The sequence below is a fragment of the Streptomyces sp. NPDC007164 genome, from assembly GCF_040634135.1.
Lineage (GTDB): Bacteria > Actinomycetota > Actinomycetes > Streptomycetales > Streptomycetaceae > Streptomyces > Streptomyces sanglieri.
In genome coordinates this window covers 72,856-90,652 of sequence record NZ_JBEYFB010000016.1, presented here as the reverse complement: position 1 = coordinate 90,652, position 17,797 = coordinate 72,856, and the positions used below count along the sequence as shown (strand labels likewise).

The window sequence follows — 17,797 nt, the reverse complement described above, 5'->3', positions numbered from 1 at the left end:
CGTACCCGTGCCATTGCTGTCTCTCCCCTGCCGGCCGATCCGTACCGAGTTGCGCGTGTGTGGGTACTGCTATCTGGAGGTGATCTCGACCACGGTCCAATGGCCGTCCCGCAGTTGGGCGGTGACGGAGAGCTGGGCGGCGGCGGTGGTGGCCGGCTTGCCCTCGCGCTCGTAGACCTGGTCGAGGAAGACCAGCAAGTGGGCGCTGTTCTCCGTCAGCCGGGTCACCCCGGCGCGCACGACATGGGTGGTGAGGGTCAGTTTCTGGTCGGCGGCCTGCTTCTCGACCTGGCCGAACAGGGCGGCGTACTGCTGGAGCGCCTTGCCTGCGAGCAGTTGCTTCGCCGACTCCTTGGTGACGGCGGTGGCCTGCGGGCTGTAGGAGAAGACCTTGCCGAGTGCGTTGCTGACATCGCCCGCGACCCGGGTGGTCGCCTCGCTGTCGGTCAGTGCGCGGTTGGCGGTGGCGGGGGTGTCGCGCAGCGCTCTGCCCTGGGCGAAGAGCGCTCCGCCGGCCACGAGGAGTGCGACGGCCAGGACCGCCGCCACGACGCGCGGCCACCGCCGGGCGGGGGCGGGCGGGTCCGGCTGCCCCTCGTCGGTGACGGCACCGGGCTCCGCCGCGGCCTCCTCGTGTTCCTCGACGTCCCGCGCGTCCACGTCGGTGCTCACGACCGCCGTCCCTCCCCGCTGTTTCATGCGCCGCTCCCGACCGGGATCGCGGTCAGCGCCTTGACCTTCCAGCCGTCCGCGGTCCGGGACAGTGTGGCCTCGAAGCGTTTGCGTTCGGTGCCGCTCCTTCCGGTGCGCGGGGTGACCTCGACATCGACGGTGGCGATCAGCTCCGCCGTCCCGGTCCGCTCGTCGAGCGCGGTGAGCGCCGCGTCGGTGACCTTCCCGTGGGCGGTGGCGCCGGCCCGGGTCAGCTCCTTCGCGTCCTTGCTCCGGGTGCGTGCGAGCTGGTCGTGGAGCGGCCCGGTCGAGGAGCCGAGCCAGCCGCCGAGCCCGGCGTCCACGGTCCGGGCGTCCTTGGCGTCGAGGCTGTTCAGCCGGGCGAGGTGGTGCCTGCCGTCGGCCAGCGCGGCATCGCGGCTCTTCGCGTACGCCAGGCCGTCGTCGCCGCGCGCCCGGGCGTACGACCAGCCGCCGAGGGCGCAGATCAGTACCGCGGCGAGCAGCGCCGCCCAGCCGGTCAGGGTTTTGGTCCGGGGCGTCATCGGCCGCCTTCCTGTCCGAGTCCCAGCAGTCCGGCCATGCCGTCGTCGGCGGCCGGGGCCCGGCCGGTGACGCCGAGCGCCCCCGGGAGCCGGTTCTCGGATCCGTTGCCCAGCAGCATCGAGCCGGGCCGGGCGGGCTCGGGCACGGCGCCGCCCTTCGGCGCGTTGGCGCTGCCGCGGACGTTGATGCCGGTGCCGGGCGAGGAGGTGCAGCGGGCCTTGGTGTTGACGGGCGGGCCGGCCGAGGTGTCCAGACCGCTGCGGTAGACGGTGCCGCCGTATCCGGCGGTGCAGGGCAGGGGTTCGAAGAAGGTGACCGACATGCCGAACCGGGCGCCCTTCTCGTCGATCGCGCTGGATCCGGCGGCGGCCACCGCGGGGAGTTTCACCAGGAGTTCCTCGATGCCGCGCTGGCGGGTGACGGCGACCTCGGAGGTGGTGAGGAGGTTGGCGACGACGACGCCGAAGCTCGGGTCGAGGTCCCGCAGCAGTCCGCTGATCTGTCCGGTCGCGTCGGGGGCGACCGCGATCAGCTTGCGCAGATCGGTGTCGGATCCCTTGAGCTGTGCGGCCAGTTCCGCGGCGCCGGAGGCGAAGCCCTTGAGTGCTTCGCCCTGTTCGGCCTGGGTGCGCAGCACGGTCCGGCCGTCGGCCATCAGCCGGGTGTTGACGGGCAGCGCGTCGTCGGCCGCCTGTACGAACTCGCTCCCGGTGTCCAGCAGTACCTGGAGGTCGTCGCCGCGGCCCTCGAACGCGGTGCCGAACTCGTCGACGACCGTGCGCAGGGATTCCAGGTCGACCGAGCCGGCCAGGTCGTTGACGCTGGTGAGGACGTTGGTGACGGGGGCGGGGACGGTGGTGTCGGCCTGGTCGATGACGGAGCCGTTCGCCAGGTACGGGCCCTCGGTGCGGGTGGGCCGCAGGTCGACGTACTGCTCGCCGACCGCGGAGAGGCTGGCGACGACGGCCTTGAGGCCGTCGGGGATCTTCGGGGCGTCCTTCTCGATGCGCAGTTCGGCCTCGACCCCGTCGTCGGTGAGTTCGATCGGCCCGACCCGGCCCACCGAGACTCCGCGGTAGGTGACGTTGGAGTGGGTGTACAGCCCTCCGGTGCGCGGGAGTTGGACCTTGACGGTGTAGTAGCTGCGCAGGCCGACGTAGTGGCCGAGGTCGGCGTACCGCACTCCGAGGTAGCCGAGTACGAGCACCGCGGTGATCAGGAAGGCGATGTTCTTGAGCCGGACGGCGAGGGTGATCATCGGCTGCTCCCGTTCGTGCCCGCCGTCGGTACCGCGGGGAGGGGCAGTGGCAGTGCCCGGCTGGTCGCGCCGGTACCGGTCCCGGTCTTCGGCGGGACCGCCGGGACGATCGGCGGGACGATCTGGGTGCCGGGCATGGCCGTCACATCCAGGTAGACGTTGAGGTAGTCGCCCTTCACCCCGCGCAGCACCTCGTCGGTGAAGGGGTAGGTGAGCAGCACCTGGAGGGAGTCGGGCAGGTCGCGGCCGGAGTCGGCGAGCGCCTTGAGGCTGGGGGCGAGGGCCTTGAGGTCGGCGATCATGTCGGCCTTGCTCTTGTTGACCGTGTCGACGGCCACGGTGGAGAGGGTGTCGAGCGAGCGCAGCATGGTGAGGAGCGAGCCGCGCTGTTTCTCCAGGACCTTCAGGCCGGGGCTCAGCCCGGTGAGGACCGTGCCGACGTCCTGTTTGCGGGTGGCGAGGGTGGCGGAGAGCCGGTTCACGCCGTCGAGGGCGTCGGTGATGTCCTTCTTGTGGTCGTCCAGGTCGGTGACGAGGGTGTTGACCCGGCCGAGCATGGAGCGGATCTGGGGTTCGCGGCCGGCGAGTGCCTTGTTCAGCTCGGTGGTGATGGTCTTGAGCTGGTTGACGCCACCGCCGTTGAGGAGCATCGACAGGGCGCCGAAGACCTCTTCGACCTCGGGGTTCCGGTTGGTCCGGGTCAGCGGGATGCGGTCTCCGTCGGCGAGTCTGCCCTGTGCGGTGCCGCGTGCCGGGGCGGCGAGCTGGATGTACTTCTCGCCGAGGAGGCTGGACTGTTCCAGGTGGGCGTAGGCGTTGGCGGGCAGTTCGACCTTGCCGTTGACGCGCATGGTGACCTTGGCGTTCCAGCTTCCGGAGCCCAGGGAGACCTTGGTGACCCGGCCGACGGCGACATCGTTGACCTTGACCGATGCCTGCGGGGCGAGGCTGAGCACGTCGGCGAATTCCGCGGTGATCTCGTACGGGTGGTCGCCGAGGTCGGCGCCGCCGGGCAGCGGCACCTGGTCGATCCCGGTGAACGACGGCAGGCCGGAGGCGGTGACGACGAGGGCCAGGCCGACGCCCACGGCCAGCACCGCGGCGATGCCGGTCGTGCGGGGCCCGGGTCTGCGCAGCGCACGGCTCATCGGTTCGCCCCCTTCTTTTCCGTGGCGGTCTTCGCCGGGGTGCCGTAGACGGTGCCGACGGCCGGGAGCGGCAGGGTGGGCAGCGCCTTGCGGCGTGCGCTGTCCACCGGGGTGAGGCCGGCGAGTCCGCTCGCCCCGGTGAGCGGTCCCATGGAGAGCTCGTTGAGGTTGGTGCGGCCGTTGAGGGTGCGGTTGACGGGGTCGTAGGCGTTGACGACATTGCCTGCGGCGAGCGGCAGCGTGTCCATCGACTCGGCGAGCGAGGCCCGCTGGTCGACCAGGGTCTGGGTGAGTGGCACCAGGGCGTCGACGTTCGCCTTCAGGGCGCCGCGGTTCTTCTGGATGAAGCCCTTGACCTGGCCGAGTGCGGTGCCGAGTTCCTTCAGCGCGGCGCCGAGGTTCTCCTTGTCGTCGGCGAGGAACCCGGTGACCGAGTTGAGCTGCTGTTCGGCGGCCCGCACGTTTCCGTCGTTGTCCTTCAGCATGGTGGTGAAGGTCTGGAGGTAGGACAGCGTGTCGAAGAGGTTGCCGCTGCTCGCGTCGAGGGTCTTGGTGGCCTTGCCGAACTGCTCGATGGAGTCCCCGATGGCCCTTCCGTTGCCGTCGAGGTTCTTGGCCCCGGTGTCCAGGAGTCCGGAGAGCGCGCCGTCGGCGTTGGCTCCTTCCGGGCCCAGCGCCTTGGAGAGCTCGGTGATGGAGTCGTACAGCTGGTCCACCTCGACGGGGGTGGCGTTGTTCGCGGCGGGCAGTACGGCGCCCGCCGCGAGTTCCGGTCCGCCGTCGTAGGCGGGGGCGAGCTGGACGTAGCGGTCGGCTACGAGGCTGGGGGCGACGACCACGGCGTGCGCGGCCCTGGGGACCTTGACGCCCTTGTCGACGCGCAGGATCACCTCGACCTCCTTGCCCCGGGGCGTGACCGATTCGACCCGGCCGACCCTGACGCCGAGGATCCGCAGGTCCGATCCGGCGTAGACGCCGGTGGCCTGGTCGAAGTAGGCGGTGACGGTGGTCGTTCCCCCGTCGTCCATGGCCATCACGCCGGTGGTGGCGGCGACGGCCACCACGGCGAGTCCGGCGCCGATGCCGACGATGCGCTTCATTCTCATGTCAGCGGCCGCCTTGCTGCTGGGGTGGCTTGCACTCGGCCCCGGCGGGGGTGCCCGCGGGCACGTACTCCTTCGGGACGACTCCGCAGACGTAGTTGTCGAACCAGCGGCCGCTGCCGAGGGTGTTGCCGACGAGCCGGCTGTACGAGCCGGCCAGCGAGAGCACCTTGTCGAGGCTCTTGCGGTTCTTGACCAGTACGGCGGTGACCCGGCCGAGTGAGTCCAGGGTGGGCTTCAGCTGCTTGTTGTTGTCCTTGACGAGGCCGGTGAGCTGGGTGCCCAGGTTCCGGGTGCCGGTGAGCAGCAGGTGGATGGAGTCGCGGCGGGCCTGGATCTCGCCGAGGAGCAGATTGCCGTCCTTCAGCAGGGTCTCGAAGCTGCTCTTCTTGTCGGCGAGCGTCTTGGTGAGCTGCTTGCTGCCCTTGAGGAGGGTGGCGAGTTCGGCGTCCCGTTCGGAGACGGTCTTCGAGAGGGCGGAGAGCCCTTCGGCCGCGCTCTTCACGTCGGGCGGGGAGTCCTTGAAGGTGGCGGAGATCGTCTCGAAGCTCTTGGCGAGCTGTGCGGTGTCGATCTCGCCGATGGTCTCGCCGAGTCCGTTGAACGCCTGGGTGACGTCGTACGGGGAGGTGGTGCGGCTCGCCCGGATGCGCTCGTCCGGGTCCTGCGGGGCGTTGCCCAGCGGGTCGACGGCGAGGTACTTCTCGCCGAGGAGGGTCTTGATGGCGATGCCCACGGTGGAGGAGTTGCCGATCCAGACGTCCTCGACCTTGAAGCCGACCTTCACCTTGGGGCCGTCGAGCGAGACTCCGGTGACTTCGCCGACCTTGACTCCGGCGACGCGCACCTCGTCGCCCTCGCTGAGTCCGGCGGACTCGGTGAAGTCGGCGCTGTAGGTGGTGCCGCCGCCGATGAGGGGCAGCGAGTCGACGCGGTAGGCGCCCAGGCCGACGAGGGCGAGGACGAGCAGTCCTACGACGGCCACGGCGACGGGGTTGCGTTCCCGTACGGGTTTGATCCTCATGACTGGCACCTCGGTTTCCTGACCTCGATGCCGGTGGGCGGGGCGCTGCCGTCCTCGGTGGTCACTCCGCCGACCTTGGCCTCGCAGAGGTAGAGGTTGAGCCATGAGCCGTACGAGGTGAGCCTGCTGATCGCCGCCATCTTGGCCGGGGTCTTCTGCAGGAAGTTCTCGATCTGCGGGGTGCCCTTGCCCAACTGGTCGCTCAGGCGCCCGAGTTGCCTGATGTCGCTCTTGAGTGGCGCCCGGCCGTCGTCGAGGAGGTCCGCGGTGACGGTGGTGAGCGCGCCCATGGCGGTGACGGCCCGGCCGAGCGGTTTGCGGTCGCCGGCGAATCCGGCGACGAGCTTCTGCAGGGTGACGACGAGGTCGTCGAATCCGGCCTCGCGGTCGTTGACGGTCTTCAGGACCGTGTTGAGGTTCTTGATCACCTCGCCGATCACCTTGTCCTTGGCGGCGACCGTGCCGGTCAGCGAGCCGACGTGCGAGAGGATGCTGTCCACGGTGCCGCCCTCGCCCTGGAGCACCTGGACGATGGAGCCGGCCAGCTGGTTGACGTCGGGCGGGGAGAGCCCTTCGAAGAGCGGCTGGAAGCCGTTGAAGAGCTGGGTGAGGTCGAGCGCCGGGATGGTGCGGGAGACCGGGATGGTCGCTCCGGCGGCGAAGCTCCGGCCGACCGGTCCGGCCCCCTGGTCGAGGTCGATGTAGCGCTGGCCGACCATGTTGAGGTACTTGATCGAGGCGCTCACCGACGCGGGGAGCGTGCGCCCCTTGCGGACGGCGAAGCCGACCTCGGCGAGCCTCTTGTCGGCCACCCGGATGGATTCGACCTGTCCGATCTTGACCCCGGCGATCCGGACGCTGTCGCCGACGACCAGTCCGGTGGCGTCGGTGAACCTGGCCTTGTACGAGGTGGTGTCGCCGACGCTCGTGTTGGCGATGGAGAGCGCCAGCACGGTGGTGGCCAGCACGGTCACCAGGATGAAGACGATGGACTTCGTGAGCGGAGCGGCGAGAGAGCGGCGCTTCACTTGAGCTTCACCTCCGCACCGCGGAAGGCCGGACCGATGAGCACGCTGCTCCAGTCGGGCAGGGTCTGCGGCTGGACTTTCAGTGAGGGAGCGACCAGCTCGTTGACGAGTTGGCTCTCCTGCGGGGAGTTGGGCATGCCGAGACCGGACTGCGGGCCCGACGGCGCGGGGCCGGCCGGCTGTTCGGCGGGGGCGGTGCCGGGTGCGGTGACCGGCGTCGCCGCGCGGGTGTCCGCGGTCGGTACGGCCTTGCCCACGTACGGCACGGAGTAGCAGTGCGGTCCGCCGGTCGCGTCGTAGACCGGGGTGTCCTTGCCGGGCACGTACTTGCCCTTGGACTTCACTGGCTTGATGGTGACGTGGAGTCCGGGCTTGTCGGTGCCCTTGCCGAGCGCCTTGTCCATGGCCGGGACGAAACCGGCCAGGGTGCGCAGGGTGCAGGGGAATTCGGCGGAGTACTTCGCCAGCAGTTCCAGCGTCGGCCTGCTCTCGGCGGAGAGCCGGATCAGGTTGTCCTTGTTCTCCCGCAGGAACGAGGTGAGGTCCTGGGCGGAGGCGGTCGTGGACCCGTACAGCCCGGCGAGCTGTGCCTGCTGTTCGGCGATGGTGCCGCTGGTGGTGGTGAAGTCGGTGAGTGCGTCGAGCACATCGGGCGCGGCGTCCCCGTACACCTTGCTCACCTTGACGAGTTCCTTGATGTCGGCGTTGAGCGTGGGGAGCTGGGGGTTGAACTTCGCCAGGTGGGCGTCGAGCGTGGCGAGAGTGTCGCCGAGCTTCTCGCCGCGTCCTTCGAGCGCCTGGGAGACCGCGCCGAGGGTGGCGGCGAGCTTCTCCGGCTTGACCGCGGTGAGCAGTGGCAGGACGTTGTCGAGGACTTCCTCCAGCTCGATGGCGTTGCTGGAGCGGTCCTGCGGGATGACGGATCCGGCCCGCAGCGGCTGGGTGGACGGCAGCTCGGGCGGTACGAGGGCGACGAAGCGTTCCCCGAAGAGTGTGGTGGGCAGCATCTGGGCGGTCACGTCGGCCGGGATCCGGTCGAGCTTGCCGGGGTCGATGGCCAGGGTGAGCCGGGCCCCGTCCCCGTCGGCCGCGATGTCGCGGACCTGGCCGACGACGACGCCGCGCAGCTTCACATCGGCGTTGTCGTGCATCTCGTTGCCGACGCTCGCGGTGCGTACGGTCACGGTGGCGTCGTCGGTGAAGTCCTTCCGGTACACCGAGACCGAGACCCAGACGAGCACGGCGGGCACGAGGAGGAAAGTGACTCCGGCGAGTCTGCGGCGGACGGTCTGCGTCCGGTGGGAGTTCATCAGCCGGCCACCTTCACCGTCGTGGTCGCGCCCCAGATGGCGAGGGAGAGGAAGAAGTCGGTGACGCTGATGAGCACGATGGCGTTGCGTACCGACCGCCCGACCGCGACCCCCACCCCGGCGGGCCCGCCGGTGGCGTGGAAGCCGTAGTAGCAGTGGGCGAGGATCACCATCACGCTGAAGATCAGCACCTTGAGCACCGACAGCAGCACGTCGTCCGGGGAGAGGAAGAGATTGAAGTAGTGGTCGTAGGTGCCCGCGGACTGCCCGTTGAACAGGACGGTGATGTAGCGGGAGGCGAGGTACGAGGAGAGCAGTCCGATCGCGTAGAGCGGGATGATCGCGACGACCCCGGCGATGATCCGGGTGGAGACGAGGTAGGGCATGGACCGGATCCCCATCGCCTCCAGTGCGTCGACCTCCTCGTTGATCCGCATCGCGCCGAGCTGGGCGGTGAAGCCGGCGCCGACGGTCGCGGAGAGCGCGAGTCCCGCGACCAGCGGGGCGATCTCGCGGGTGTTGAAATAGGCGGAGATGAAGCCGGTGAAGGCGGAGGTGCCGATCTGGTTGAGGGCGGCGTACCCCTGGAGGCCGACGACGGTGCCGGTGAACAGGGTCATCGCGACCATCACGCCGATGGTGCCGCCGATGACGCCGAGACCGCCGCTGCCGAAGGCCACTTCGGCCAGCAGCCGCTGGACCTCGCGCAGATAGCGCCGAAGGGTTCGCGGAACCCATACCAACGCGCGTACGTAGAAAGTGAGTTGTTCGCCGGATCGGTCCAGCCAGCTGAGCATCGACATCGGTCAGCTCCCCTTCGCGGGGACGATCTGGAGGTAGATCGCCGTGAGGACCGTGTTCACGAAGAACAGCAGCATGAAGGTGATGACGACGGACTGGTTGACCGCGTCGCCGACGCCCTTGGGGCCACCGCGCGGGTTGAGTCCGCGGTAGGCGGCGACGATGCCCGCGATGAAGCCGAAGATCAGTGCCTTGACCTCGCTGATGTACAGGTCGGGGAGCTGGGCGAGGGCGGAGAAGCTGGCCAGGTACGCGCCGGGGGTGCCGTGCTGGAGGATCACGTTGAAGAAGTAGCCGCCGAGCGTGCCGACGACGGAGACCAGTCCGTTCAGCAGCACGGCGACCAGCATGGTGGCGAGGACGCGTGGGACGACGAGGCGCTGGATGGGCGAAACGCCCATGACCTCCATCGCGTCGAGTTCCTCACGGATCTTCCGGGAGCCGAGGTCCGCGCAGATGGCCGAGCCCGCGGCGCCGGAGATCAGCAGGGCCACGATGATCGGACTGGCCTGCTGGATGACCGCGAGGACGCTGGCGCCGCCGGTGAACGACTGGGCGCCGAGCTGCTGGGTCAGCGAGCCGACCTGGAGGGCGATGACCGCGCCGAACGGGATCGAGACGAGCGCCGCGGGCAGGATGGTGACGCTGGCGACGAACCAGAACTGCTCGATGAACTCCCTTACCTGGAAGGGCCGTCGGAAGACCTCGCGGCTCACGGTCGCGGCGAGCGAGAACAGTTTCCCGGTCTCGCGCAGCGGGGAGAGCAGCCGGTTCGGGGGCTTCTGGGCCGGCTGCTTCGGCGCCGCCGCACCGGCCGCCTCGGTGGCCGGCGGCTCGGGGGGCAGTACCGGCATGGGGGCCGTCACGGGCGTCCACCGCCCGCGGCCGGGGTGTAGCTCTTCATGATGGCCGTGCGGGCCGCCTCGGGCAGCTGGCCCATCATCGACAGGACCCGTTCGCGGCGGCGCACGGCGGCCTGCCGTACGGGCATGCCGGGCGACGGCTCCAGCTGGGGTACGACGGTGCGCGGCCCGTTGGCGGAGCTGATGCCGACTCCGTACCCGTTCATCTCCTCGGCGGCGAGGGTGGCGGCGTCCTTCTCCTCGGCCATCCCGATGGGCCCTTCGCGGCGCCCGGCGAGGAACTGGGCGACCACGGGCACCTCGCTGGTGAGCAGCACCTCGCGCGGCCCGAAGGTGACGAGGTTGCGGCGGAACAGCATGCCCATGTTGTCCGGGACGGTGGCCGCGATGTCGAGGTTGTGGGTGACGATCAGCATCGTCGCGTCGATCTGCGCGTTGAGGTCGATGAGCAGCTGGGAGATGTACGCGGTGCGCACCGGGTCGAGTCCGGAGTCCGGTTCGTCGCAGAGAATGATCTGCGGGTCCAGGACCAGGGCGCGGGCGAGGCCGGCCCGCTTGCGCATCCCGCCGGAGATCTCGCCCGGCAGCTTGCCCTCGGCGCCGAGCAGGCCGACGATGTCGATCCGCTCCATGACGATCCGGCGGATCTCCGATTCCTTTTTGCGGGTGTGTTCACGCAGGGGGAAGGCGATGTTGTCGAAGAGCGACATCGATCCGAAGAGCGCGCCGTCCTGGAACATGAGCCCGAAGAGTTTACGGGTCTCCATGATCTCGCGTTCCGGGCTGTTCACCATGTCGACGCCATTGATGAGGACGCGTCCCTGCTCCGGCTTCAGCAGACCGATGATGGATTTCAGGAAGACGGTCTTTCCGGTGCCGGAAGGCCCGAGCATCACGCTCACCTCGCCGGCGGGCAGTGTAAGGGTGACGTCCTGCCAGATGTTCTGCTTGCCGAAGGACTTCGTGAGGCCCTCGACGACTACTTCGATTCCCATCGGCCCTCCTTCGAAGTTGTTGTGAACGAAGTCATCTGTCAGCGCTCCGGCTCTGAGAAATGCGTTGGCGGCTCGTCACACATGCACCAGGAGGCGCACGCTATGTCCGTCGAAACCGCCAGGACAAGCCGTTGAACAGCGGAAATCGACGAACCGGGCTCTCGGTGTGGATCATTTGTCACCGAGTGACAAAGCCGGATGCGGGCTTTGTCGAAATCTGCGCAAGGTTTCCGGCCCACGAACCGGGGCCCCGCGGCCGGCGAACCGGAGCCGCTGGGGCTCCAGAGGTACCGAACAGGCAGCAGCGGATACGTTTTCCCGCTGCTCAACGGGACGCTACGGCCCGGTAACCAGCCACCGCAATACCGGTTCGTAAACTTTTTGCACGCCATTCGACGGACTTTTTGTTTTTGTGAGCGAGTGAGTATTGCGCATCGCCCGTTTGTCGATGAGTGAGCCCTTCGGCACACCGGTATGCAAACGCCCGCCGCGCCCGGAAGAATGCGCCGGGCGGGGCGGGCGGCATCGCTGATCTCCGTACTCCGCGAAATGAGGTACCGGAGAGGTACCTACCGCGCCACTCCCGCGTGCCAGCTCTCCGAAAGCAGCCGGCCGGCATGGGGAGCCGCCGCACCGGGCAATGCCAGGCCCCCGGTGTACGTGGCCGCGTTGTTGAGCACCAGGTTGTTCTTTCCGGCCGCCGACGGCAGCGCCGTCTTCAGGTTGACCGCCCAGTTCAGCTCACCGAGGGTCAGGGGTCCGCAGCCGCTCACCCCGGGGACGGCGAAGCCCGCGTCGCCCTGCGCGTTTCCGGTCAGCTCGATGCGGTTGAGCGCACCGCCGGTGTTCGCCGTGCCGTTGGCGTCGAAGCGCTTGCTGCCGATGGCCGGCTGGGTGAGGTTCTTCGGGCGCAGCACGATCGGGTCGGACGTGGTCCCGATGTAGCACTTCGAACCCAGGAAGGGGTTCTCCAGATGGATGCGGACCGGGATGTCGACGATCGTCTTCCCGCTCTGCATCCCTGCGGCCACGTCGAAGTTCCTGGGCGTGCCGGCCGACTGCACGGTGGCGACGACCCGGTTGAGGCTGTTGTCCGTCAACTGCCTGCAGATGTCGCTGACCACCGGAATCCCGCTCGGGCACATGAGGCCGAGCAGGCCGCCGGGAATCTCCGTCGGCGCTCCCACGATCGCCCCGCCCGCGGGCGGCACGACCTTGGACTCGCCCGTCGCCGTGTTCCGTACGACGCCGAACTGGAGGTCGTTGGCACCGGTCGTCGCCAGGGTGTTGCCGAGCTTGATGGAGCCGCTCTCGGAGTGCGAGGCCACGCAGATCGCGATGTTCGTCTGTCCGTCCGCGGCCAGCATGGCCGGGTCGTCGACCGGGCACCGGGTGAAGGGCGCCCAGTTGCCGTTCATCTCCTGGGCGGAGGCGGCGCTCGCCGGCGAGGTGCTCAGCGGAATGCCGACGGCGACCGCCATCAGCGCGCCGAGGAGGGCGGGTCTGACGCTTTTCGGGGCAGCTCGCATGTTTGGTCCAGCCTTTCTGGTGGTCCGGGAGTCAGCGCTTGCGGAACAGCTCTCAGCGTTCGGGCTCGGGCTTCGGCGGCTCGGGACAGTTCGCCGGAACGCCTTCGACACACAGCGGGGACTGCATCATTTTCGTGTAGTTGGCTTTTCCGGAGACCGAGGCGGTGAAGAGGTTGTCGAGATCCTCCGTGACCCCGCATCCGGTGAACGGCGGCACATCCGCGTAGCCGGTCAGCGGCCCCCCGGTCTTCACCGTGTAGCCCTCGGGGCCGCCCACGCCGGACGCCCCCTTGCCGACCAGTTCCAGCGTCATCGGGCTCGCACTGCGGCAGTTGGGGCCGACGTCCAGCGGCTCCCCGTTGACCTCCACGTCGTAGAGGCGCGCACGCATGGGAGCGATGGCGGTCGTCGTCTCCTTGTACTTCTTGGTCTCCGGGTCGGGGGCCGAGTCGCCCAGCGTTCCGATGTCGATCCTGCCTTCGAGGATCAGTTCCACCTTCGCCGTCGTCGGCATGAAGCCGAAGGTGAGGAAGGTGGCCTCGGCCGGCGGCATCTGGGCCCTGCCCTTGTAGTCGAGCGTGCCGTCGGTGGTCAGCCAGCTCTTCACGCCCGTCGGGCATCTGAGGAAGGAGACGGACGTGTTCAGGTTGAGGCGAAGGTGTCCGGGGTCGTTGAGCTTGATCGCCCCGGCCAGTTTGTTGACGTTGGAGTATCCCGCCATGTAGCCGTGGGCCGGCTTGGGCACCTGCGGGAGCGGACCGGTCATGACCGTGCAGTCGGCGGGTGGCTGCACGCCCCCCGACGGCAGGTCCGCCGCCCGTCCGGCCTTCGCGCCGCCGGACCGGTCGGGGGTGGTGCCCCCGGACGGCTCGGGGGCGGCCCCTGAAGGCGGCGTGGTTCCGCTCTCCGGGGGAACGGTGACCGCGGCCAGTTCCGCGCTCTGGTCCGGATCGACCTTGCACGAGAAGGCCGGCGGGGGCGGCGCGTCCCCGGCGCCCTCCGCGGCGCGCGGGGCGAGGCCCACGTCCAGCTGCCCCAGGGCGAAGAGCACGTCGCCGCTGGATCTCGGCGTGATCGTCGGCACCTCGCCCGTCGCCCGGAGCGAGAGGTCGCCCGTGGCGGGGAGGGGGAGCTCCGGGATCTCCAGCCCTTGCCAGGGCACATCCGTCGACTCGCCCCGCTGCGAGACCTCGGTCAGCATCCGCGCGGATCCCGAGACGGCCACCGGTTCGGCCCCCGGCGACGCGGAGAGAACGGAACGCGGGAGCTCGAAGGAGAGCGCCACGTCCCGGAGCCGGATCGCCGTCCCGATGCTCGTGGTCACCGGCAGCTCCGCCGCGATGTGCACCGCGACCGGCTGCGCGCCGGAGGGAAGGTCACAGGTGTAGGCGACGTCCGCCTCGGCGGTCCGGGTGTCGGTCGCGGCTCCCGTTCCCGGCATGAATCCCGCCACGAGCGTCACCGCACCGACTGCGGCGATGCGCGCGGCGCGCCGCGGGTCCGTGGTCCTTGTTCTCATCTCGGCCTACCTGCCGTCGTCTCGGTGCTCGGCACTCGTGCGTGTTGCGGAGGGACCTGCCGACGGCGGGCCGCGGAGAGGAGGTGAAACTCCGCTCCGCGGCCCTTCCTTGCCACCGGCTCCGGTCCGGTTACGGCGAGGTGATGGTGAGCGGCGCAGCGACCTTGTACGTCGCGTCGAACGTCGCCGAGTCACCCGCGTTGAGCAGCCCCGAGCAGTTGTCGGCGCTGTTGACCTTCAGGCCGGTGCCGGTGTTGATGTCGAGTTCACCAGTGGCGTTGTTGTACGTCACGTTGCTCACGGACCCGGAGATCACGGCCTTGCAGGTGCCGAGGATGGTGTCACCGGTCAGGTTGACCTTGACCCCGGACAGGCTTCCCGAGGTGATGCCACCGCTGTAGCTGCTCGCGTCGATGCTGATGACGGCACCCGATGCGAGTGAGGCCGTGAAGTTCGAGCCGAGCGGTCCCGGGCACGGGCTGGCCGTGGAGCCCCAGGCGGCGGCGGTGATCTTCGCGATGCCGACGCCGGTGGAGTACGTGCCGCTCGGAGCGGTGCCACTGGCAGTACCCACCGAGCAGTCCACCTGCTGGCTGGTGTTGGTGTCGACCAGGGTCGCCACCGTGCCCGCCTTGAGCTGGGCCGTGAAGGTGCCGTTCGCGTTGGGGTTGACCACGGTCCACTGCGCGAGGGCGGTGGCCGAGGCCGACGTGGCGGCGAAGCCGAACGCGGCTGCGGCGACGGTCGTGGCGAACAATGCTCGTCTGAGGGTGTTTCTCACGGAACTTACCTCCGGGAAGTGGAGTTGGACGTACCCGATTACCTCGCACCACGCCCTGGGAATGGGCCCGGCACAAGGGCGGCTCACATCGTGGAACGCAGAAGTCGATGGACTCGACTGCGTGATCGAACTCCGTGCGGATCGAACGTTACGAGCCAGTAGCCCAACGCGGCAATACCCGGCGCAGAAAATCCCCGCGCCTCTCAGCAAAAGCATTCTGCCTTAGCGACAACTCAGCAGATCGCCGCGATTTTCTATACGAAAGTGAGTAGTTACGGCCGTGTCATGCGCCCCGGCCCCCGCCGGACACTCATCCCAGGCGCAGTCACCGTCGGCGGGCCGGCCCGCCGACCGGCCACATACCCGCCGGTAAGATCGTCGGGACCTCGGCCGAATGACGCCCCGGCACCCCGCGTCCACCGCGCGGTCCAACCCCCGCCGGGCGTCGCGGAACACCGCCCCGGACCGCGGAACACACCACCACCGGCGAACCGCCGGCGAATTATCCATTCCGGCCGACCGGTTTTGACATTTACCCGCCGTCGCCAGAGGATTCCCCTTCCCCGAATAGCACGTTCCCCTTGTAATTCCGCAGCCCGAGAGGCTGCAAATGACCGCGCCCCGCCACGGTCACAGCACTCCGGGAAGACGCACATCAGCGGCACGAATCCGCACCAATCACCCGGGCCGAAATCCGTTACCCACGGTTACTTTCTTGTTGCCGGGAGAGTGGATGTCCGAAAAACATTGTCCTGAAGTGAGCACTGGCGTCCCACCTGCACCGAAGCCCCACAACGGGGCCGAGATATGTGCCCCTTGCACTTCGATCTTGTCCAAGTAGTGGGCACAACCGCTCACTTGGTCTATCTTCATCGCGAACTTGGTACGCACCTGTCGGTTCGTGGGAGCGCTTTCCCCACCGCCCGTCCCCCCACCGGGCGCCGGAGAGCAGGGGGGACTGTCATGCCTGAACTCATTCAGCCGTTGGACACGGGGGATCCACTGGGGCCGCTCCCCCAGGAATTCGCCGCCATCATGCGGCCGGAACTGCCGAGCCTGATCAAGGAGATCGGCGTCGAGGTGACCCGGGCCTACCCGGAATACGCCAGACTGCTCGACGGCCCCAACGGACAGACCATCAGGGTCGGCGTGGAGCAGAGTCTCTCCTCCTTCGTGGACCTGGTCGCCGAGCCGTCCGCATCGACCTCGCTGCGCGACGACATGTGCCGCCGCTTCGGGCGTTTCGAGGCGTACGAAGGCCGCACGATGGAGACGCTCCAGGGCGCCTACCGCCTCGGGGCCCGGGTAGCGCTGCGCCGGGCCAAGAAGGTCGGCCGGAGTCACAACTTCTCGCCGGCCCTCATGCTCAGTTTCGCCGACGCGCTCTTCACCTACATCGACGAGCTCGAATCCCTCTCCCGGGAGGGCTTCCTGGAGGTGCAGTCGCAGACCGGCGAACAGACCGAGGCCATGCGCCGGCGTCTGCTGCACCTGATCCTCGCCGGACGCCCCTCGCCCCGTACCGCCATCGCCGAACTGTGCGAACAGACCGGATGGGCGCTGCCCGACGAGGTCACCCTGGTCGCCGTCCGCTCCCCCGCCGCCCTGGACCGGGCCGTGGCCGACCGCGATCTGCTGGCCGATCTCAGCGCACCGCAACCGCACTTATTGATTCCCGGAGCTTTCGACGACGCCCGAAGACACATGCTGGACGAGGCACTCCTCGGCACCCACGCCGCGATCGGCCTGACCGTGCCCATCGCCCTGGCCTCGGACTCGATCCGCTGGGCCCGGCGCGTACTCGAACTCGTCGACACGAACATCATCGACGACGCACCGGTCGTCCTCTGCGAGAACCACCTCATCACCCTGTGGCTGCTCTCCGACCCGGTGCTGGTCGACCAGCTCGCCCAGCGCGAACTGGCCCCCATCTCCGGAATCAGCGCCACCCGCCGGGAACGGCTGGTCGAGACCCTGCGGATCTGGCTGGACACCCGGGGCACCGCGGCCCACATGGGCGAGTTGCTCGATGTCCATCCGCAGACGGTCCGCTACCGGATGCGCAACCTGGAGTCCATCTTCGGCGAGCAACTGACCGATCCCGAGAGCCGGTTCTCCACCGAGGCCGTGCTGCGGGCGCTCCAACTGCGGGCCCGCGGCGACGAAACACCGCTCTGAGTCGGCTTCCGGCCGGATCACGGTCCTCACCACGAGTCAACTTACTTACGGGTAAGGCGAAATAGACGGTCACTCTCAAACGGTTGCCACACGGAGACGTTCTCAACGAGAAACCCGGAACCGCGTCCCGTACATATGGAGAAGCCGGCCGCCGCACCCGGCGGCCGAACCCAGAACCACCTCCTGGCCGACCATTCCGAGAGGGATCCCCCCATGACCGCCTCGCACCTCCTCGTCCCCGTGCCGATTCCGGACCGGGTCGCCGCGCTGATCGGATCCTGCATCCCGCCGCACATCCTCCAGGCGGAATTCGACGCCGACTGCGCCGCGCGCGAGGTACGCAGGTTCCGCGGTCCGCGGCTCTGCGACGAGGACCGGGCCGACCGCGAGCAGGCGCTCTCCGACCTGGCCCGCGTCAACAAGATCCTCGCCGCGCACCACCCCCGGCTCGCGGTGCGCCCCGGCAGCCCCTGGTGACGCCCCCGCACGGCACCCGTCTTGCGAAGGGGCGGCCCGGCACCTACCTTACTCAAAAGTAAGTTTACTTCGGAGTAAGGAACTGGTGTGGCCGACAACAGCAGCGGCAACCTCACCGCCGAACTGGCCGGACTCGACTTCGCGGCCGTCTCCGCCGAGGAGTTCGCCCGGATCGTCAAGGGCCTGTCCGCCAAGGAACTGGGCGAGATCATGCACGGCGAGCTGCGCTCCCGGGTGCTCGGCGAGGTCTTCGGCCGGATGAAGCAGCAGTTCCGCCCGGAGGCGGCGGGCGCGCTGACCGCACTGATCCGCTGGAAGATAACCGGCGACAGCGAGGTGGTCTACGAGACCTCGATCGACAAGGGCACCTGCACGGTCGGCGAGGGCCGGTCCGGGGCCGAACCGCGCACGACGCTGGTGATGGCGGACGCCGAGTTCCTCAAGCTGGTCTCCGGCAACGGCAATCCGGTGACCATGTTCATGATGCGCAAGCTGAAGATCGCCGGCGATGTCGGCCTCGCGGCGGGACTGACCCGCTACTTCGACATCCCGAAGGCCTGATCCC

At 68.8% G+C, this 17,797-nt stretch carries 17 protein-coding genes; 3 read left to right on the top strand and 14 right to left on the bottom strand.

The genetic code is table 11. The features are described from left to right. Positions 1-69: 69 nt before the first annotated feature. The 14 genes from ABZ622_RS21215 to ABZ622_RS21150 all read right to left on the bottom strand — a co-directional run bounded on the left by ABZ622_RS21215 (position 70) and on the right by ABZ622_RS21150 (position 14,577). Complete coding sequence (locus ABZ622_RS21215; protein ID WP_360545307.1) at positions 70-699, bottom strand: hypothetical protein; 630 nt, start codon at positions 697-699, stop codon at positions 70-72. Beyond that, positions 696-1,217 carry a hypothetical protein gene (locus tag ABZ622_RS21210; RefSeq protein WP_360545305.1) on the bottom strand — a complete coding sequence of 174 codons (522 nt, stop codon included), beginning with the start codon at positions 1,215-1,217 and terminating at the stop codon, positions 696-698. The genes ABZ622_RS21215 and ABZ622_RS21210 overlap by 4 nt, the downstream gene beginning before the upstream one ends. Beyond that, positions 1,214-2,476, bottom strand: coding sequence for an MlaD family protein (locus tag ABZ622_RS21205; protein WP_360545303.1), 1,263 nt, complete (start codon positions 2,474-2,476; stop codon positions 1,214-1,216). Before ABZ622_RS21205 ends, ABZ622_RS21210 begins: the two co-directional genes overlap by 4 nt. After that, entirely contained in the window at positions 2,473-3,624 is a 1,152-nt protein-coding gene (locus tag ABZ622_RS21200) for an MCE family protein (protein WP_360545301.1), read from the bottom strand. Before ABZ622_RS21200 ends, ABZ622_RS21205 begins: the two co-directional genes overlap by 4 nt. Further along, complete coding sequence (locus ABZ622_RS21195) at positions 3,621-4,730, bottom strand: MCE family protein (RefSeq protein WP_360545299.1); 1,110 nt, start codon at positions 4,728-4,730, stop codon at positions 3,621-3,623. Before ABZ622_RS21195 ends, ABZ622_RS21200 begins: the two co-directional genes overlap by 4 nt. Before the next feature lies 1 nt (position 4,731). Then, positions 4,732-5,751: an MCE family protein gene (locus ABZ622_RS21190; RefSeq protein WP_360545297.1), complete on the bottom strand. Its 1,020-nt coding sequence runs from the start codon at positions 5,749-5,751 to the stop codon at positions 4,732-4,734. Next, positions 5,748-6,779 carry an MCE family protein gene (locus tag ABZ622_RS21185; protein ID WP_360545295.1) on the bottom strand — a complete coding sequence of 344 codons (1,032 nt, stop codon included), beginning with the start codon at positions 6,777-6,779 and terminating at the stop codon, positions 5,748-5,750. Before ABZ622_RS21185 ends, ABZ622_RS21190 begins: the two co-directional genes overlap by 4 nt. Next, a complete protein-coding gene (locus tag ABZ622_RS21180) occupies positions 6,776-8,089 on the bottom strand; it encodes an MCE family protein (protein ID WP_360545293.1) in 1,314 nt (437 codons plus the stop codon). The genes ABZ622_RS21185 and ABZ622_RS21180 overlap by 4 nt, the downstream gene beginning before the upstream one ends. After that, positions 8,089-8,892 (bottom strand): ABC transporter permease, encoded by an 804-nt coding sequence (locus tag ABZ622_RS21175; RefSeq protein WP_360545291.1) that lies wholly within the window; start codon positions 8,890-8,892, stop codon positions 8,089-8,091. The genes ABZ622_RS21180 and ABZ622_RS21175 overlap by 1 nt, the downstream gene beginning before the upstream one ends. A gap of 3 nt (positions 8,893-8,895) precedes the next feature. Beyond that, on the bottom strand, positions 8,896-9,756 hold the full coding sequence (locus ABZ622_RS21170; RefSeq protein ID WP_360545289.1) for an ABC transporter permease: 861 nt from the start codon (positions 9,754-9,756) through the stop codon (positions 8,896-8,898). Then, entirely contained in the window at positions 9,753-10,748 is a 996-nt protein-coding gene (locus tag ABZ622_RS21165; RefSeq protein ID WP_360545287.1) for an ATP-binding cassette domain-containing protein, read from the bottom strand. Before ABZ622_RS21165 ends, ABZ622_RS21170 begins: the two co-directional genes overlap by 4 nt. A gap of 569 nt (positions 10,749-11,317) precedes the next feature. Next, on the bottom strand, positions 11,318-12,277 hold the full coding sequence (locus ABZ622_RS21160; RefSeq protein WP_360545285.1) for a hypothetical protein: 960 nt from the start codon (positions 12,275-12,277) through the stop codon (positions 11,318-11,320). A 52-nt stretch (positions 12,278-12,329) separates the two neighbouring features. Then, entirely contained in the window at positions 12,330-13,796 is a 1,467-nt protein-coding gene (locus ABZ622_RS21155) for a DUF6801 domain-containing protein (RefSeq protein WP_360545283.1), read from the bottom strand. A gap of 130 nt (positions 13,797-13,926) precedes the next feature. Then, positions 13,927-14,577, bottom strand: coding sequence for a hypothetical protein (locus ABZ622_RS21150; RefSeq protein ID WP_360545281.1), 651 nt, complete (start codon positions 14,575-14,577; stop codon positions 13,927-13,929). Positions 14,578-15,540: 963 nt separating this feature from the next. Here ABZ622_RS21150 and ABZ622_RS21145 point away from each other — a divergent pair. The 3 genes from ABZ622_RS21145 to ABZ622_RS21135 all read left to right on the top strand — a co-directional run bounded on the left by ABZ622_RS21145 (position 15,541) and on the right by ABZ622_RS21135 (position 17,793). Further along, positions 15,541-16,755: a helix-turn-helix domain-containing protein gene (locus tag ABZ622_RS21145; protein WP_360545279.1), complete on the top strand. Its 1,215-nt coding sequence runs from the start codon at positions 15,541-15,543 to the stop codon at positions 16,753-16,755. 213 nt (positions 16,756-16,968) lie between these two features. Beyond that, entirely contained in the window at positions 16,969-17,232 is a 264-nt protein-coding gene (locus ABZ622_RS21140) for a hypothetical protein (protein ID WP_360545277.1), read from the top strand. Between the two features lie 87 nt (positions 17,233-17,319). Further along, positions 17,320-17,793 carry an SCP2 sterol-binding domain-containing protein gene (locus ABZ622_RS21135; RefSeq protein WP_360545275.1) on the top strand — a complete coding sequence of 158 codons (474 nt, stop codon included), beginning with the start codon at positions 17,320-17,322 and terminating at the stop codon, positions 17,791-17,793. Positions 17,794-17,797 lie beyond the last annotated feature (4 nt).

Coding starts and splice junctions, on each gene's coding strand:
- ABZ622_RS21215 (WP_360545307.1), bottom strand. CDS start 699: ATGAAACAGCGGGGAGGGACGGCGGTCGTGAGCACCGACGTGGACGCG.
- ABZ622_RS21210 (WP_360545305.1), bottom strand. CDS start 1,217: ATGACGCCCCGGACCAAAACCCTGACCGGCTGGGCGGCGCTGCTCGCC.
- ABZ622_RS21205 (WP_360545303.1), bottom strand. CDS start 2,476: ATGATCACCCTCGCCGTCCGGCTCAAGAACATCGCCTTCCTGATCACC.
- ABZ622_RS21200 (WP_360545301.1), bottom strand. CDS start 3,624: ATGAGCCGTGCGCTGCGCAGACCCGGGCCCCGCACGACCGGCATCGCC.
- ABZ622_RS21195 (WP_360545299.1), bottom strand. CDS start 4,730: ATGAGAATGAAGCGCATCGTCGGCATCGGCGCCGGACTCGCCGTGGTG.
- ABZ622_RS21190 (WP_360545297.1), bottom strand. CDS start 5,751: ATGAGGATCAAACCCGTACGGGAACGCAACCCCGTCGCCGTGGCCGTC.
- ABZ622_RS21180 (WP_360545293.1), bottom strand. CDS start 8,089: ATGAACTCCCACCGGACGCAGACCGTCCGCCGCAGACTCGCCGGAGTC.
- ABZ622_RS21175 (WP_360545291.1), bottom strand. CDS start 8,892: ATGTCGATGCTCAGCTGGCTGGACCGATCCGGCGAACAACTCACTTTC.
- ABZ622_RS21165 (WP_360545287.1), bottom strand. CDS start 10,748: ATGGGAATCGAAGTAGTCGTCGAGGGCCTCACGAAGTCCTTCGGCAAG.
- ABZ622_RS21160 (WP_360545285.1), bottom strand. CDS start 12,277: ATGCGAGCTGCCCCGAAAAGCGTCAGACCCGCCCTCCTCGGCGCGCTG.
- ABZ622_RS21155 (WP_360545283.1), bottom strand. CDS start 13,796: ATGAGAACAAGGACCACGGACCCGCGGCGCGCCGCGCGCATCGCCGCA.
- ABZ622_RS21145 (WP_360545279.1), top strand. CDS start 15,541: ATGCCTGAACTCATTCAGCCGTTGGACACGGGGGATCCACTGGGGCCG.
- ABZ622_RS21140 (WP_360545277.1), top strand. CDS start 16,969: ATGACCGCCTCGCACCTCCTCGTCCCCGTGCCGATTCCGGACCGGGTC.